Annotated in this window: 14 protein-coding genes; 6 read left to right on the top strand and 8 right to left on the bottom strand. The window is 69.2% G+C overall.

The genetic code is table 11. The features are described from left to right. Window positions 1-267: 267 nt before the first annotated feature. The 4 genes from nrdH to nrdF all read left to right on the top strand — a co-directional run bounded on the left by nrdH (window position 268) and on the right by nrdF (window position 4237). A complete protein-coding gene (gene nrdH, locus HQQ78_RS10190) occupies window positions 268-501 on the top strand; it encodes a glutaredoxin-like protein NrdH (RefSeq protein ID WP_043596549.1) in 234 nt (77 codons plus the stop codon). Window positions 502-579: 78 nt separating this feature from the next. Further along, window positions 580-999 carry a class Ib ribonucleoside-diphosphate reductase assembly flavoprotein NrdI gene (nrdI, locus tag HQQ78_RS10185; protein ID WP_056048957.1) on the top strand — a complete coding sequence of 140 codons (420 nt, stop codon included), beginning with the start codon at window positions 580-582 and terminating at the stop codon, window positions 997-999. A 32-nt stretch (window positions 1000-1031) separates the two neighbouring features. Further along, window positions 1032-3137 carry a class 1b ribonucleoside-diphosphate reductase subunit alpha gene (gene nrdE / locus HQQ78_RS10180; protein WP_123571747.1) on the top strand — a complete coding sequence of 702 codons (2106 nt, stop codon included), beginning with the start codon at window positions 1032-1034 and terminating at the stop codon, window positions 3135-3137. Window positions 3138-3235: 98 nt separating this feature from the next. After that, window positions 3236-4237 carry a class 1b ribonucleoside-diphosphate reductase subunit beta gene (gene nrdF / locus HQQ78_RS10175; protein ID WP_056048952.1) on the top strand — a complete coding sequence of 334 codons (1002 nt, stop codon included), beginning with the start codon at window positions 3236-3238 and terminating at the stop codon, window positions 4235-4237. Between the two features lie 78 nt (window positions 4238-4315). Here nrdF and HQQ78_RS10170 read toward each other — a convergent pair whose 3' ends face one another. The 3 genes from HQQ78_RS10170 to HQQ78_RS10160 form a co-directional block, all read right to left on the bottom strand. Beyond that, window positions 4316-5578 (bottom strand): kynureninase, encoded by a 1263-nt coding sequence (locus tag HQQ78_RS10170; protein WP_173152970.1) that lies wholly within the window; start codon window positions 5576-5578, stop codon window positions 4316-4318. Beyond that, a complete protein-coding gene (locus tag HQQ78_RS10165) occupies window positions 5575-6681 on the bottom strand; it encodes an amidohydrolase (protein ID WP_173152967.1) in 1107 nt (368 codons plus the stop codon). Before HQQ78_RS10165 ends, HQQ78_RS10170 begins: the two co-directional genes overlap by 4 nt. A 156-nt stretch (window positions 6682-6837) precedes the next feature. Then, window positions 6838-7632 (bottom strand): class I SAM-dependent methyltransferase, encoded by a 795-nt coding sequence (locus HQQ78_RS10160; protein WP_371740472.1) that lies wholly within the window; start codon window positions 7630-7632, stop codon window positions 6838-6840. 72 nt (window positions 7633-7704) lie between these two features. Between HQQ78_RS10160 and msuE the strand changes: the two genes are divergently transcribed. Next, window positions 7705-8421, top strand: a complete 717-nt coding sequence (gene msuE, locus HQQ78_RS10155; protein ID WP_173152964.1) for an FMN reductase — start codon at window positions 7705-7707, stop codon at window positions 8419-8421. A gap of 32 nt (window positions 8422-8453) precedes the next feature. After that, window positions 8454-8882 (top strand): hypothetical protein, encoded by a 429-nt coding sequence (locus HQQ78_RS10150; RefSeq protein ID WP_056048939.1) that lies wholly within the window; start codon window positions 8454-8456, stop codon window positions 8880-8882. An 82-nt stretch (window positions 8883-8964) separates the two neighbouring features. On the opposite strand, the gene HQQ78_RS10145 is transcribed toward HQQ78_RS10150, so the two are convergent. From HQQ78_RS10145 to HQQ78_RS10125, 5 genes are all read right to left on the bottom strand, one after another. After that, window positions 8965-10500 carry an alpha-N-arabinofuranosidase gene (locus HQQ78_RS10145; RefSeq protein WP_056048936.1) on the bottom strand — a complete coding sequence of 512 codons (1536 nt, stop codon included), beginning with the start codon at window positions 10498-10500 and terminating at the stop codon, window positions 8965-8967. 87 nt (window positions 10501-10587) lie between these two features. Next, window positions 10588-11475 carry a carbohydrate ABC transporter permease gene (locus tag HQQ78_RS10140; protein ID WP_173154783.1) on the bottom strand — a complete coding sequence of 296 codons (888 nt, stop codon included), beginning with the start codon at window positions 11473-11475 and terminating at the stop codon, window positions 10588-10590. A gap of 20 nt (window positions 11476-11495) precedes the next feature. Next, entirely contained in the window at window positions 11496-12353 is an 858-nt protein-coding gene (locus HQQ78_RS10135; protein WP_043593482.1) for a carbohydrate ABC transporter permease, read from the bottom strand. A 226-nt stretch (window positions 12354-12579) separates the two neighbouring features. Then, window positions 12580-13965 carry an extracellular solute-binding protein gene (locus HQQ78_RS10130; RefSeq protein WP_123571746.1) on the bottom strand — a complete coding sequence of 462 codons (1386 nt, stop codon included), beginning with the start codon at window positions 13963-13965 and terminating at the stop codon, window positions 12580-12582. Between the two features lie 134 nt (window positions 13966-14099). Beyond that, entirely contained in the window at window positions 14100-15155 is a 1056-nt protein-coding gene (locus HQQ78_RS10125) for a LacI family DNA-binding transcriptional regulator (protein WP_173152961.1), read from the bottom strand. Window positions 15156-15157: the final 2 nt, after the last annotated feature.

The following is a 15157-nucleotide window of genomic DNA, read 5'->3' as shown; positions in this document are numbered from 1 at the left end:
ATCCGTCGACGAGTGTCGGTGGTGGGGACGAACATGTGGAGAACGGCGCAGAACCGGGGAGAACCGCCCTCGTTCTGTGCAAAACGTGTGCGGTTCCCTGTGGACAACTCTGCGAGACGAACTACAGGCGTGTAACACCGCATCTAGTTGTGGGGGCAACCCCGGGCCACTAGATGTAGTATCGAGGAGTCGCCACGGGCACCACGACCCGCAGGCTCACGAACCACCGATCCGGCCTCAGGGGCCGGCCAGAACACAGGGGATCCCATGGCCATCACCGTCTACACCAAGCCGTCCTGCGTCCAGTGCACGGCCACCTACCGAGCCCTCGACAACAAGGGCATCGAGTACGACGTGCTCGACGTCACGGCCGACGACGCCGCCCTCGAGAAGGTCCGCGCCCTCGGCTACATGCAGGCCCCCGTGGTCATCGCCGACGACGACCACTGGAGCGGTTTCCGCCCCGACAAGATCGCGGCGCTGGCCGCCAAGGTCGACTAGTCGACCCGGCGCACAGCGCCCCACCAGTCGGATGACCCGGGGCTCGGGCCCACACAACGTCGGAGGCGAGGACTCGTCATGACGAACGAACTCGTCTACTTCTCGAGCGTCTCGGGCAACACCGACCGCTTCGTCAAGAAGCTCGGTCTGCCGGCCCGGCGCATCCCGCTGTTCCCGTCCGAGCCGCCGCTCCACGTCCGTGACCCCTACGTCCTCGTCCTGCCGACCTACGGTGGCGGCGAAGGACGAGGCGCCGTCCCGAAGCAGGTCATCCGGTTCCTCAACGACGAGGGCAACCGGCGCCTCATCCGAGGCGTGATCGCGGCGGGCAACACCAACTTCGGAGAGGGCTACTGCCTGGCCGGTGACATCGTCGCCGCCAAGTGCGACGTTCCCCTTCTCTACCGTTTCGAAGTCTTCGGAACACCAGACGACGTACAAGCCGTACACACAGGATTGGAAGAATTTTGGACGCAGCAGTCGATGACCTCGAAGTGATCGCCGCCCCGGGGCAGGGTCTCAGCTCGGGGATGGACTACCACTCCCTGAACGCGATGCTGAACCTCTACGGTCCGTCCGGCGAGATCCAGTTCGAGAAGGACCGCGAGGCGGCGAAGCAGTACTTCCTGCAGCACGTCAACCAGAACACGGTCTTCTTCCACAACCTGCGTGAGCGTCTCGACTACCTCGTCGAGAACGAGTACTACGAGCTCGCCACCATCGAGCAGTACGACTTCGCCTTCATCGAGAAGCTGAACGACCTCGCCTACTCGAAGAAGTTCCGCTTCCAGACCTTCCTCGGCGCGTTCAAGTACTACACCTCGTACACGCTCAAGACGTTCGACGGCAAGCGCTACCTCGAGCGCTTCGAGGACCGCGTCGTCATGACCGCCCTCGGCCTCGCCCAGGGCGACGAGAAGCTCGCCGTCGACCTCGTCGAAGAGATCATCGCGGGCCGGTTCCAGCCGGCCACGCCGACCTTCCTCAACACGGCGAAGGCCCAGCGCGGCGAGCTCGTCAGCTGCTTCCTGCTGCGCATCGAAGACAACATGGAGTCCATCTCGCGCGGCATCAACTCGTCGCTGCAGCTGTCGAAGCGCGGTGGCGGCGTCGCCCTGTCGCTCTCGAACATCCGCGAGGCCGGCGCCCCGATCAAGCAGATCGAGAACCAGTCGTCGGGCATCATCCCCGTCATGAAGCTGCTCGAAGACAGCTTCAGCTACGCCAACCAGCTCGGTGCCCGCCAGGGTGCCGGTGCGGTGTACCTCAGCGCACACCACCCCGACATCATGCGGTTCCTCGACACCAAGCGTGAGAACGCCGACGAGAAGATCCGCATCAAGACGCTGTCCCTCGGCGTCGTCGTGCCCGACATCACGTTCGAGCTCGCGAAGAACAACGAAGACATGTACCTCTTCTCGCCGTACGACGTCGAGAAGGTCTACGGCGTTCCCTTCGGCGACGTCGCGATCAGCGAGAAGTACCGCGAGATGGTCGCCGACTCGCGCATCAAGAAGACCAAGATCAAGGCGCGCGACTTCTTCCAGACGATCGCCGAGATCCAGTTCGAGTCGGGTTACCCCTACATCGTGTTCGAGGACACGGTCAACAAGGCGAACCCGATCAAGGGTCGCATCAACATGTCGAACCTGTGCTCCGAGATCCTGCAGGTCAACACGCCGACGACCTTCAACGAAGACCTCTCGTACAACGAGATCGGCAAGGACATCAGCTGCAACCTCGGCTCGATGAACATCGCCCTGTCGATGGACGCCCCCGACCTCGGCAAGACCGTCGAGACCGCGATCCGTGGCCTCAGCGCCGTCAGCGACATGAGCCACATCACGTCGGTCCGCTCGATCGAGGTCGGCAACGACCAGTCGCACGCCATCGGCCTCGGCCAGATGAACCTGCACGGCTACCTCGCCCGCGAGCGGGTGCACTACGGCACGCCCGAGGCGATCGACTTCACGAACATCTACTTCTACACGGTGCTGTTCCACGCCCTGCGCGCCTCGAACACCATCGCTATCGAGCGTGGCGTCACCTTCGGCGGCTTCGAGGACTCGACCTACGCGTCGGGCACCTTCTTCGACAAGTACACCGAGACCGAGTGGAAGCCCGAGACCGAGCGGGCGGCGGCACTGTTCGCCGACGCCGGCGTCGCCATCCCCACGCAGGACGACTGGCTCGCGCTCAAGGCCAGCATCATGCAGCACGGCATCTACAACCAGAACCTCCAGGCCGTGCCGCCGACCGGGTCGATCTCGTACATCAACCACTCGACGTCGTCGATCCACCCGATCGCGTCGAAGATCGAGATCCGCAAAGAGGGCAAGCTCGGTCGCGTGTACTACCCGGCGCCGTTCATGACGAACGACAACCTCGAGTACTACACCGACGCCTACGAGATCGGGCCCGAGAAGATCATCGACACCTACGCCGCGGCGACGCAGCACGTCGACCAGGGCCTGTCGCTCACGCTGTTCTTCAAAGACACGGCGAGCACGCGCGACATCAACAAGGCGCAGATCTACGCATGGCGCAAGGGCATCAAGACGATCTACTACATCCGTCTCCGCCAGCTCGCGCTCGAGGGCACCGAGGTCGACGGCTGCGTCAGCTGCATGCTCTAGGTCCTGCGCCTCGAGTCCTTGCGCCACCCGGCGCGGGCCGGTCTCGACGACCGGCCCGCGCCTCCTGAACTCACACTCCTGCTCCTGAAAGGCACGTCATGACCCTCACCGATCCGGTCCACGCCACCGGCAAGTCGGTCCCGCTGATCTCGTCGGTCAGTGCGATCAACTGGAACCGCATCCACGACGACAAGGACGTCGAGGTCTGGAACCGGCTGGTCAACAACTTCTGGCTGCCCGAGAAGATCCCGCTGTCGAACGACGTCCAGTCGTGGAACACCCTCACGCCCGAAGAGCAGCAGATGACGATGCGGGTCTTCACCGGCCTGACGCTGCTCGACACCATCCAGGGCACCGTCGGCGCGATCAGCCTGATCCCCGACGCGATCACCCCGCACGAAGAAGCCGTCTACACGAACATCGCGTTCATGGAGTCGGTGCACGCCAAGAGCTACTCGTCGATCTTCTCGACCCTCGCGTCGACCCCCGAGATCGACGACGCCTTCCGCTGGTCGACCGAGAACGTCAACCTGCAGAAGAAGGCCCAGATCGTCCTCGACTACTACACGGGCGACGACCCTCTGAAGCGCAAGGTCGCCTCGACGCTGCTCGAGTCGTTCCTGTTCTACAGCGGCTTCTACCTGCCGATGTACTGGTCGTCGCGCGCCAAGCTGACCAACACGGCCGACCTCATCCGCCTCATCATCCGCGACGAGGCCGTGCACGGGTACTACATCGGCTACAAGTTCCAGAAGGGTCTCGAAGGCGCCTCGGACGAGCGCAAGCAAGAGATCAAGGACTACACGTTCAACCTTCTCTTCGAGCTCTACGAGAACGAGATCCAGTACACGCAAGACCTCTACGACGGCGTCGGCCTCAGCGAAGACGTCAAGAAGTTCCTGCACTACAACGCCAACAAGGCGCTGATGAACCTCGGCTACGAGCCGATGTTCCCCAAAGAGACGACCGACGTGAACCCGGCGATCCTGTCCGCTCTCTCGCCGAACGCCGACGAGAACCACGACTTCTTCTCGGGGTCGGGTTCGTCGTACGTCATCGGCAAGGCCGTCAACACCGAAGACGAGGACTGGGACTTCTGACCCACCCCCGCACCACGCAGCAGGCGTCGCCCATCCCGGGCGGCGCCTGTTCTGCGTCCGGTCCGACCTCGCTCGGCCTCAGTCGGCGAGCAGCGCCGCACGGATCGCGGCGATGCCGATCCGCACCTCGGCGAACGAGGTGCTGAGCGGCGACAGTCCGATGCGCAGGGCGTCGGGGTTGCGGAAGTCCGGCACGACGCCGGCCTCCCAGAGCCGCGCCACGATCGACCGGAACGAGTCGTGCGTGATCGTGACGTGGCTGCCGCGGCGGTCCGGTTCGCGAGGAGTCGCGACGGTCACCCCGAGCGGCACGAGCCAGGCGTCGACGAGGTCGAAGGCGTAGTCGGTCAGGGCGAGCGACTTCGACCGGATGGCATCGATGCCGGCCTCGTCGATCAGGTCGAGCATGTCGTGCATCGCGAGCATGCCCATCACCGGGGGAGTGCCGCTGATGAACCGCCGGATGCCGGTCGCCGGCTGGTACCCGTCGGCCATGGCGAACACGTCGGCGGCGCCCATCCACCCCTGGATCGGCTGGTCGAGCTCGGGCAGCAGCGAGGCGCGGGCGTAGACGAACGCGGGAGCTCCCGGCCCACCGTTCAGGTACTTGTAGGTGCAGCCGACGGCGAGGTCGACGCCCCACTCGTCGAGCTGCATCGGCACGACGCCGACGCTGTGGCAGAGGTCGGCCAGCACGAGACCGCCCGCCTCGTGCACGAGCGTCGTGATCGCGGGCAGGTCGACCAACCAGCCCGACCGGTACGACACGTGGTTCACCAGCAGGAGTGCGGTGTCGGGCCCCACGACGTCGCGCACCTGCGACACGGTCACGCCGGTCGCCTTGTCGACGGCGATCCAGCGGATCGTGGCCCCGTGCTCGCGGGCGATGCCCTCGACGACGAAGCGGTCGGTCGGGAACTGGTCGTCGTCGATGACGATCTCGTGGCGGTCGGGCCGAGCCCGCAGGCCCGCACGGATCGCCTTGTAGAGCAGCACGGTCGTCGAGTCCGCCACGACGGTCTGGCCCGGGGCGGCACCGAGGCAGGCCGCCGCGATGCGGTCGCCGAGCTCGGTCGGCAGGGCCATCCAGCGTTCGTCCCACGAGCGGATCAACCGCGTGCCCCACGCGCCCTCGACGAACTCGGACAGTCGCGACAGCGTGGCGGTCACGGGCCGCCCGAGCGAGTTGCCGTCGAGGTACGACACCACGTCGACGGCCGGCACGAACCGGTCGACGAACGACGCCAGCGGGTCGGCGGCGTCGAGCGGGCCGGCGGGATGCGCCGAGGCCTGCTCGTCGGGGTCGGTGGCGTCGACGGGGTAGGCGAGCGGATCGGTCATCGGGTCTTCTCCTCGAGGGCGACGGCGAGCAGTTCGTCGGCGGTCAGTGCGGTCGCGCGGGCGAGCCAGGCGGCCCGTTCGTCGGAGGACGCGGAGGCGCGGGGCGCGTCGGCGATCCAGGTCACGCGGGTGAACGGCAGGCGCGCACCGCCGGTGGGCCCGGCGACGTCGGGGGCGAGGGCGTCGAGCAGGCCGGCCAGCCCGAAGCCGGCCCGACCCATCGCGCGCAGCTCGCGTTCGTTCACCCCGAGCGGAAGGTCGCCGTTCCCGAGGTCGGTGCCGTAGAGCACCCGGCCCCCGGCGGCACGGAACCGCGACAGGTTGTCGACGGCCGTCTCGTGCGCGACCCCACCGAGACCGTAGCCATGGATGTCGAGCGTGCTCACCCACGTCGTGGACGCGGCCAGCCGGGCGATCAGGTCGTCGTCGAGCCGTTCGCTGAAGGGCGTGTGGGCGAGCCGGTCGACCCCGGCGTCGGCCGCGCGTGCCGCCTGGCCGACGCCCTGGACGTGGGCGACCACGGGCAGGTCGAGCCCGTGCGCGGCGTCGACGACGGCGCCCAGCGTCGCGTCGTCGAGGACGGGGCCGACGTCGGAGTTCAGGGCGACCTTGACGATCGAGGCGCCGAGGGCATGCTGCTGCTCGACGAGCCGGGCCGCGCGGCGCAGCCGGGTCGAGGCGCGGAGGCCGCCGACCGGGAGGGAGGCGCGGGGCGGCGCCCAGCCCGCCTGGCTCGGGTACCCGCCCGGCGCCGTGATCAACCCGCCGGCGATCGCCACCTCGGGCCAGCCGTCGCGACCGGACCGGCCGAGCCAGCCGGAGGCGACCGTCGGGTCCCACCCGAGGTCGACGACCCGCGAGATGCCGCCGACGGGCAGCTGCGTGGCGTCGATCAGGCCGAGGTGGACGTGCGAGTCGGTGAAGGGGGCCAGCACGGTGCCCGGCACGTGGGGCAGCTCGGCGCCGGCCAGGGTGTCGGCGTCGTGCGCGTCGGCCGATCCGGCGAAGACCACGCCGTGGGCGTCGAGGCGCAACAGGCTGCGACCGGACCACCGGCCCGACCAGGCGTGGTCGACCGTGACGAGCCGCGCCTCCTGGTCCATGACCCGACCCTATTCGTGCGTGCTGCCCGTGCCCTGCAGGCCCGCCCGCGTCCGGGGACGACGAGGCGGGCTCGCAGGGTGGGGGACGACGAGGCGGGCTCGCAGGGTGGGGGACGACGAGGCGGGCTCGCAGGGTGGGTGCCGACGAGGCGCGACTCAGCCGGGCAGGACGGCCCGCGAGCACCGCGCCACGTAGGGCAGGCGGATGAGGTCGGCGCCGCGGGTGTCCGGGTGCGTGTCGAGCAGCCGCTCGACGTCGCGCAGCAGGGCCGCGCGGTCGTCGGGCGAGAGCGTGATGACGTAGCTGCGCGACGCGATCATGGCGAGGAACTCGTCGCGACCCAGCTCGTGCACCCAGGGGACGTCGTACCGCTCGACGGTGCCGAACGGCGCACCGACGACGGGGGCGTCCGACCCCATGTCGCGCTCGCGGGGTTGACGCATCACCCGGCTGAGCTCCGCCAGCCACGGCACGGACTCGTCGCGGATGTTCCAGACGAGGCCGAGGGTGCCGCCGGGACGCAGGACGCGGGCGATCTCGGGCACGGCGCGGTCGGGGTCGACCCAGTGCCAGGCCTGCGCGACGAGGACGGCGTCCACCGAGTCGTCGCCGAGGGGGATGTCCTCGGCCGACCCGGCGACCGACGTCGCCCCGGGGACGACCTGCTCGAGGGTCGCGCGCATGCCCGGCGACGGCTCGACGGCCGTGACCGACGGGGCACGGTCGAGCAGCAGACGGGTGAGCTTGCCCGTGCCCGCCCCCAGGTCGACCACGTGACAGGCGCCCTCGGGCAGCAGCCAGTCGACGGCGTCGAGGGGGTACGACGGGCGACCCCTCTCGTAGACGTCGGCGGCCAGCCCGAACGAGGCGGCGAGGTCGGAATCGGGTCGTGCGGGGTCGAAGCCATGGGCGGCCGGATCGAACCCCTCCTGCAGTGGTTGATGTGTCACCGGAACACTGTCGCACGTCACGATCCGTCACACACCCTCTGTTACGTCGGCCTCGGGCGCAGCATGGAGGGGATGACTTCCTCGCTGCCTCCGACCCCTTCGTCCCCGCGTCCGACCCGTCCCCTGCGGGTCGTCGCGGTGTCCGGCACCCTCAGCACGCCGTCGAAGACCGACGCCCTCGTGCACGAGATCGTGACGGCGCTGGGCGACGTCCTGCCGATCGAGGCGCACGTCATCCGGGTCAGCGAACTCGGCCCCCTGTTCGCCGGCGCGCTCACCCGGGACCAGCTCGACGAGCGGGTCGAGCGCGAGCTGGTGGCCATCGAGACCGCCGACCTGCTGATCGTCGCCTCGCCCGTCTACCGCGCCTCCTTCACCGGGCTGTTCAAGCACTTGTTCGACTTCGTCGAGCAGTACGCGCTCGTGGACGTGCCCGTGCTGCTCGCCGCGACCGGGGGGAGCGAGCGCCACGCGCTGATCATCGAGCACGCGTTGCGACCGCTGTTCGGGTTCTTCCAGGCCCTCACCCTGCCGCTGGGCGTCTACGCGCACACGACCGACTTCACGGCGACCGGAGGCGCGGAGAAGTACGCGGTCACGGCCCCTCTGCTGCAGGAGCGCATCCGCCACGCGATCCAGCGCGGCCTGCCGCTGATCCGCTCGAGCATCGCCGAGAAGGGGCGCATCGAGCAGACCCTCGACGACGGCGACGCGCGCGACGACCTGACGGGGGACGACCTGCGCGCCGGCGAGCTCGACGTCACGACCCCGACGCGCCTGTTCAGCTGAGCGCGACCCGAAGGCGGGGCAGCCGCTCCGGGATGCCCACCGGTATCGTGATCGTCGTGAACCCCGACCCGACTCCCCGTGGCCCGTCCGTCGCCCGCGCCGAGATCCGCGACAGCGAGGCACAGCGCCGTCTCGGCCTGTTGCCCTCCGGCGTGCTGCCGGGGCGTGCGGCCCGATGGGTGGACGACGGCGTGGACGACCTGTCCGTGCTCGCGCTCGCCGAGGCACAGACCAGCACCGACGACGCCCGCGAGGCGCTCCTCGCCCAGGCGGCCGTCGACCTCGGCCTCGGCTTCGGCTCGGTGCGCGAGGCGCGTGCCCACCACGGTCAGCGCGTCGTCGAGTCGATGACGGCCGCGTCGGCCCCTGCCGACGCCCTGGGCTTCTCGAACGGCTTCACCGACACCATCGAGGAGTCGGTGCGCGACAGCATCGCCCGCCTCTTCAAGCCCCGCGGCTGATCCGGGGCGTCGACGCGACCGGACGCAGGAGGCGCGGTGCCGGTCGTGACCGGCACCGCGCCTCCTGCGGTCGTGCCGTGGGTCAGGCCTTGCCGACCTCGAGCTCGACGACCGCCCACGAGAGGGCGGGCAGGCGGAGGCGCGCGGTACCGCCGTCGACCGTGACGCCGGTCAGCGGCACGAGGCCCACGGTGTCCTGCGCGTTCTCGGTGTTGGACGAGAAGCGGTCGCCGCCCTCGGGGACGGCCAGGACCTCGGCGCGGGTGACGCGTCCGCCGCTGAAGCCGCGCAGGGCGACCTCGACGTCGGCCGCCTCGTCGAGACCGCGGTTGGCGAGGAAGAACGCGACCGTGCCGGCCTCCTCGTCGTAGGTGGCGCTGACGTCGACCAGGTCGGCGTCGCCGTACTTCTCGGTGTCGACCTTGTCGCTCGTGACGAGGGTGCGCAGGATCTGCCCGGTGGCGAGCGCGGCCATGCGGGCGAACGGCCAGAAGATCGACTGACGCCACGCGGGCCCGCCGGCCTCGCTGCGGATCGGCGCGATGACGTTGACGAGCTGCGCCTGGTTGGCGATCTTGACCCGGTCGCCGTGACGCAGCAGCGAGTTGAGGAAGGTGCCGACCACGACCGCGTCGGTGACGTTGTACTGGTCCTCGATCAGCCGGGGGTGCTCGCGCCAGCCCTTCGACACGTTGTGCGGCTGGTCGTCCGAGTCGAGGCCCGTCTGGTACCAGACGTTCCACTCGTCGAACGAGATGTCGACCTGCTTCGTGTGCTTTCCGGCGGCCTTGACGCCGTCGATCGTCGACACGACCTCCTCGATGAACGCGTCCATGTCGACGGCCGTCGCGAGGAAGCTCTTCGCGTCGCCGTCGTGCTCCTGGTAGTAGGCGTGCATCGACACGTAGTCGACCTCGTCGTAGGCGTGCGTCAGGACCTCGTGCTCCCAGGTGCCGAAGGTGGGCATGCCGCGGCCCGAGCTGCCGACGGCGACCAGCTCGATCGAGTCGTCGACGAACTTCATGGCCTTGGCGGCCTCCTGGGCCAGGCGGCCGTACTCGGTGGCCGTCTTGTGGCCGATCTGCCACGGGCCGTCGAGCTCGTTGCCGAGGCACCAGAGCTTGATGTCGAAGGGGTCCTTGGCGCCGTTGGCGATGCGGCGGTCGCTCAGCGCGGTGCCGCCGGGGTGGTTGGCGTACTCGACGAGCTCCCGGGCGGCGTCGACGCCCCGGGTGCCGAGGTTGACGGCCTCCATCACCTCGGTGCCGGCGAGCTTCGACCACGCGACGAACTCGTGCAGGCCGAAGGCGTTGGTCTCGACGGTGTGCCAGGCGCCGTCGAGGCGACGGGGGCGCTGGTCGACCGGGCCGACGCCGTCCTCCCAGTTGTACCCCGAGACGAAGTTGCCGCCGGGGTAGCGGATGACGGTGGCGCCGAGCTCCTTGGTGAGGTCGAGGACGTCCTGGCGGAAGCCGTTCTCGTCGGCGGTGGGGTGACCGGGTTCGTAGATGCCGGTGTAGACGCAGCGGCCCATGTGCTCGACGAACGAGCCGAACAGGCGGCGGGGGACCGGGCCGATGGTGAACTCGCGGTCGACGGTGATGCGGGCGGTGGACATGGGTCTCCTAGGTGAGGGGATCGGCGTGCGTGCGGTGGGGACGAGGAGGCGCGGTGCGGCAGGGCGGTCGCGTCCGGGGCGGTCGGATCACTGACCTCCGAACCCGGTGGTCGAGATGCCCTTGATGATCTGCCGCTGGAAGAACAGGAACACCAGGATGAGCGGCAGGGCGGCGAGGACCGCGGCGGCCATGTTCTGCGCGTACTGGATGCCGTAGGCGCTCTCGATGGTCTGCAGGCCGACCGGCAGGGTGAGCAGCGACGCGTCGTTCGTGACGATGAACGGCCACAGGAAGTTGTTCCAGGCGCCGATGAACACGAAGATCGACACCGCGCCGAGGATGGGGCGCGACAGCGGCAGCAGGATCGTGAAGAAGACCCGGATGCGCCCCGCGCCGTCGACGCGGGCGGCGTCCTCGAGCTCGATCGGCACCTGGTCGAAGAACTTCTTCAGCACGAACACCATCGCCGGGGCGATCGCCTGCGGCAGGATGATGCCCCAGTACGTGTCGACCATGTCGAAGGCGAGCATCTGGTAGAACAGCGGCACGATCAGCACCTGCGGCGGGATGATGATCGACGCGATCGTCGCGACGTACAGCCACTTCTTGCCGCGGAAGTCGAGGCGCGAGAAGGCGTAGGCGACGAGGGCCGAGGTGGCCACGACGATCAGCGTGATGACGATCGAGGTGAACAGGCTGTTGAACAGCCACACCGGGATGTTGCCCTGTTCGAGCACCCCACGGTAGGCGTCCAGCGTGAAGCCGCCGGCCGGGATCCAGGTCTGGGGCGTCGCCGCGGCGTCGGTCTCGCTCTTGAACGAGGTGGCGAGCGACCACAGGAACGGCAGCAGCCAGAGGACGGCGAGCACGACCAGGATGGCCACGCTGATCACGGCCATCGGGCCGAACGGCTTCTGGCCGGGCTTGTGGCCCTTCCGGCCCCGGGCGGCCGTGGGGGCCCGCAGGTCGGACATGGGGGCGAGGGCGGGGGCGGTCACTTCTGGGCTCCCTTGCGGTTGCGGGCCGTGATGCTGAACTGTGCGATCGAGATGACGACGATGACCGCGAAGAAGATGTACGAGATCGCCGACGAGTAGCCGAAGCGGTAGCCGGTGAAGCCGGTGTCGAAGATGTACTGCACGGCCGAGCGGGTGCTGCCCGCCGGTCCGCCGGTGGTCATCTGGTAGATCTGGTCGAAGACCTTCAGCGAGGCGAGCACCTGGAGGATGACGATCAGGCCGGTGGTCGGGCCGAGCTGCGGGATGGTGATCGACAGCAGCGACCGCCAGCGTCCGGCGCCGTCGAGCGACGCGGCCTCGTACTGCTGGTCGGGGATGTTCTGCAGGGCGGCGAGGTACAGCAGGAAGTTGAAGCCGACCGTCCACCAGACGGTGGTCGCCACCACGGCGATCATGGCGGTGTCGGGGTCCTGCAGCCAGGCGGGTTGCGGCAGCCCCAGTGTGCCGAGCACGTTGTTGATCGGGCCGAGGGTGGGGCTGTAGAGCTGGATCCAGAACAGCGAGACGACCGTCGAGGCGAGCAGGTACGGCAGGAAGAAGCTCAGCCGCCAGAGCCACTGACCCGGCAGCCCGGTGTTGACGAGGATGGCGAGCACCAGCGCGACGACGACGAGCGGGATCGTGCTGAGCACCGTGAACCACAGCGTGTTGAGCATCGAACGCCACATGTCGCCGTCGGCGAAGGCCTCGGCGTAGTTGGCGACGCCGATCAGCTCGCCGCCCTGGCCGGTCAGGCTCTGGCCGGTGAAGCTCAGGTAGAAGCCGTGGAGCAGCGGCCAGACCAGGAACACCGCGAAGAGCACGGTGAACGGAGCGGCGAAGCCCCAGCCGATGCGGTTGTCGGAGGGGCCGGTCCGCTTGCGGGAGGCGCGGCTGCGGTCGGTCGCGCGGGCGTCGGACCGCGCGCGCTCGGCGGTGGCCCGGGGGGCCTTGACCGTGGTGGAGGTCACAGATCGACTCCTTCGTCGTCGTGATGGTCGGGTCGTGCGGAGGGGGAGGAGGGCGGTGTCGGGCGGACGGGGCGGCGGTGCCGCGTCGGCGTGGGGGAGGGCACGACGGTCACACCGGAGCCGGCCGCGACAGCTGCGTGTTGACTCGCGCGACGAACCGACGCATGCCGTCGGCCGCGTCGTCCTTGGCGAGGATCACGGACTGGATCGAGTCGAGGAAGTACGTCTGGAAGTCCGAGCCCGAGCCGGTGAACCAGGCGGGCGGGTCGTAGTTCAGGTAGTCCGCCGCCTCGGCGTAGTTCGCCTGCGGTCGCAGCTCGGCGTACTCGGGGCTCTCGACGATCGGCAGGTAGGCCGGGATGTGCCCGGCCGCGGCCCAGGAGATGGAGTCCTTCAGGATGGTCGAGACCATCTTGTAGACGTCCTCGCGCTTGACGTCGTCGACCTCGCTCTGCCTCGGCAGCACGAACGCGTGCGAGTCGGCGTAGACGGCCGGCGTGCCGAAGAGCGTCGGGATGATGCTGCCGTCGAACGGGATGCCCGCGTTCTCGGCGCTCGGGACCTCCCACACGCCGGTGAAGAGCATGCCGCTCTCGCCGCTGACGAACTCGGCGATGCCCGACTGGATGTCGCTGGCCGTGGCCATCGCCGTGCCGTCCGTGAGTTGCTGCATGAACTGGAGCGCGGTGACGGCGGCCTGCTCGTCGTACTCGACCGTGCCGCCCTCCTTCAGCACCATGTCGGCGCCCTGCTGCTTGTAGAACGTGTAGAACATGCGCCACAGCTGCGCGCCGTCGTTGAGGTAGCCCCACGAGGCGCCGTGCTTGCCGGTCACCTGCTGCATGGCGTTCGCGACCTCGAGGAACTGCTCGGGGCTGGTGATCTCGACGAGCTTGCCGTCGGGGCCGAGGGCACCCGCCTGGGCGGCGATGTCGGTGTTGTACAACAGGATGAACGGGTGCGAGTCGAGGGCGACCGAGTAGAGGTCGCCGCCGTTGAAGCCCTTCTTCCACACGGCCTCGGCGAAGTCCTCTTCGCGGACTCCGTACGACGCGAGCTTCTCGACGTCCCACGGGTCGAGCAGGCCGCCGGGGGCGTAGCCGGGCACGCGCGAGGCGTGCATGATCGCCACGTCCGGCGCGCGACCGCCGGCCGAGGCCATGGCGAGCTTCGTGTAGTACGGCGTGCCCCAGGCGAGCACGGTCTGCGTCGCGTGGAACCCCGGGTTCTGCTCGTTGGCCTGGTCGATCAGCGCCGACATCTTGATGCCGTCACCGCCGCTGAGCAGGTGCCAGAACTTCAGCTGCGCGACGTCCGTGCCCGAGCCGGTGACCGCCCCGGGCGCACAGCCCGAGAGGCCCGTGGCGACGAACGCCCCGCCGACGAGGGCGGCCGAGCCGAGCAACATGCTGCGGCGGCTGAGGCCGCGGGGGGTGGCGGTGCCGGCGGTGGTGCCCGGACGCGGTGCCGGGGTCGTCCGATGGTTCTCGGTCATCTTCACTCCTTCGTGATGCGTGACGAGAGCGACTATTCCATCGTTGTAACGGATGCGCAAGAGGTTTCCGGCACACCGCCAGGACATGGCCACGGCGCCAGGCTCTCTTCTGGCGTCGTGCCCACCTCGTGGTGTCAGGCGCGGCCGCGGGTGCTGGCGCGCACGACGATCTCGTGGGGGACGATCACGAGTTCGGCCGCGCCCTGCCGGTCGGCGATGCGGGCCGCGAGCAGTTCGAGGGTGCGGTCGACGAAGAGGCGCTTGTCGAAGGTGACGGTCGTCAACGGCGGCACGGAGAACCTCCCGTCGACGATGTCGTCGAAACCGGCGACCGCGACGTCGTCGGGGACCCGCAGGCCCGCCGACGTCAGCGCGCTGACGGCGCCGATGGCGAGCGAGTCGGTGAAGCAGAAGATCGCGTCGGGCCGGTCGCCGCGCTCGACGGCCGCCCGGACGACCGAGAAGGCGTCGGCCGAGGTCCACTCCGGGCACGAGTACTGCAGCGCGTGGTCGAGGGGCAGGCCGGCCTCGGCCATGGCCTGCTCGAAGCCGCGGGTGCGGGCGCGCGCCGTGGCCGTGTCGAACTCGCCGGCCGAGTCGCCGAGGGTGGCGATGCGGCGGTGTCCGGCGGCGATCAGGTGGGCCGTCATGTCGCGGGCCGCGGCGACGCTGTCGACGCGCACCTGGTCGACGAGGGTCTGCTCGACCTCGCCGATGACGACCACGGGCGGCAGCGAGTCGGCGGCCCCGGTGCCGGTGCCGGTGCCGGTGCCGGAGCCGCTGCCGGCGGACGACAGGGCGCTGGCGTCGAGCGTGATCGGGTTGAGGACGAGGCCGTCGACGAGGTGTTCCTTGCCGCGCGAGAGCAGCTCGCCCTCGCGCTCGGGCCGCGAGCCGGTCTGCTCGAGCTGGATCGACCAGCCGCGCTCGTGCGCTTGTTCGACGAACCAGTGCGTCATCTCGGCGCTGTACGGGGTGCTCAGGTCGGGGAACGCCAGCGCGATCGACCCGGTGCGCCCGGTGCGCAGGCCACGCGCGCTGAGGTTCGGCACGTAGTCGAGTTCGGCCAGCGCGCTCTCGACCCGGGTGCGGGTGTCGGGCCGGACGAAGACGACGCCGTTGATCACGTTGGAGACGGTCTTCGGCGACACCCCGGCGAGTGCCGCCACGTCCTTCACCGTCGCGCGCATGC

This window comes from Frigoribacterium sp. VKM Ac-2859 (genome assembly GCF_013204925.1).
In the GTDB taxonomy this organism is placed as follows: Bacteria; Actinomycetota; Actinomycetes; order Actinomycetales; family Microbacteriaceae; genus Frigoribacterium.
This window is presented reverse-complemented; position numbering and strand designations above follow the sequence as displayed.

What these genes read in the sequence shown, in the direction of transcription:
- nrdF (WP_056048952.1), top strand. Translation starts at nt 3,236, where the DNA reads ATGACCCTCACCGATCCGGTCCACGCCACCGGCAAGTCGGTCCCGCTG.
- HQQ78_RS10130 (WP_123571746.1), bottom strand. Translation starts at nt 13,965, where the DNA reads ATGACCGAGAACCATCGGACGACCCCGGCACCGCGTCCGGGCACCACC.
- HQQ78_RS10145 (WP_056048936.1), bottom strand. Translation starts at nt 10,500, where the DNA reads ATGTCCACCGCCCGCATCACCGTCGACCGCGAGTTCACCATCGGCCCG.
- nrdI (WP_056048957.1), top strand. Translation starts at nt 580, where the DNA reads ATGACGAACGAACTCGTCTACTTCTCGAGCGTCTCGGGCAACACCGAC.
- nrdE (WP_123571747.1), top strand. Translation starts at nt 1,032, where the DNA reads ATGGACTACCACTCCCTGAACGCGATGCTGAACCTCTACGGTCCGTCC.
- msuE (WP_173152964.1), top strand. Translation starts at nt 7,705, where the DNA reads ATGACTTCCTCGCTGCCTCCGACCCCTTCGTCCCCGCGTCCGACCCGT.
- HQQ78_RS10150 (WP_056048939.1), top strand. Translation starts at nt 8,454, where the DNA reads ATGCCCACCGGTATCGTGATCGTCGTGAACCCCGACCCGACTCCCCGT.
- HQQ78_RS10165 (WP_173152967.1), bottom strand. Translation starts at nt 6,681, where the DNA reads ATGGACCAGGAGGCGCGGCTCGTCACGGTCGACCACGCCTGGTCGGGC.
- HQQ78_RS10140 (WP_173154783.1), bottom strand. Translation starts at nt 11,475, where the DNA reads ATGTCCGACCTGCGGGCCCCCACGGCCGCCCGGGGCCGGAAGGGCCAC.
- nrdH (WP_043596549.1), top strand. Translation starts at nt 268, where the DNA reads ATGGCCATCACCGTCTACACCAAGCCGTCCTGCGTCCAGTGCACGGCC.
- HQQ78_RS10170 (WP_173152970.1), bottom strand. Translation starts at nt 5,578, where the DNA reads ATGACCGATCCGCTCGCCTACCCCGTCGACGCCACCGACCCCGACGAG.
- HQQ78_RS10125 (WP_173152961.1), bottom strand. Translation starts at nt 15,155, where the DNA reads ATGCGCGCGACGGTGAAGGACGTGGCGGCACTCGCCGGGGTGTCGCCG.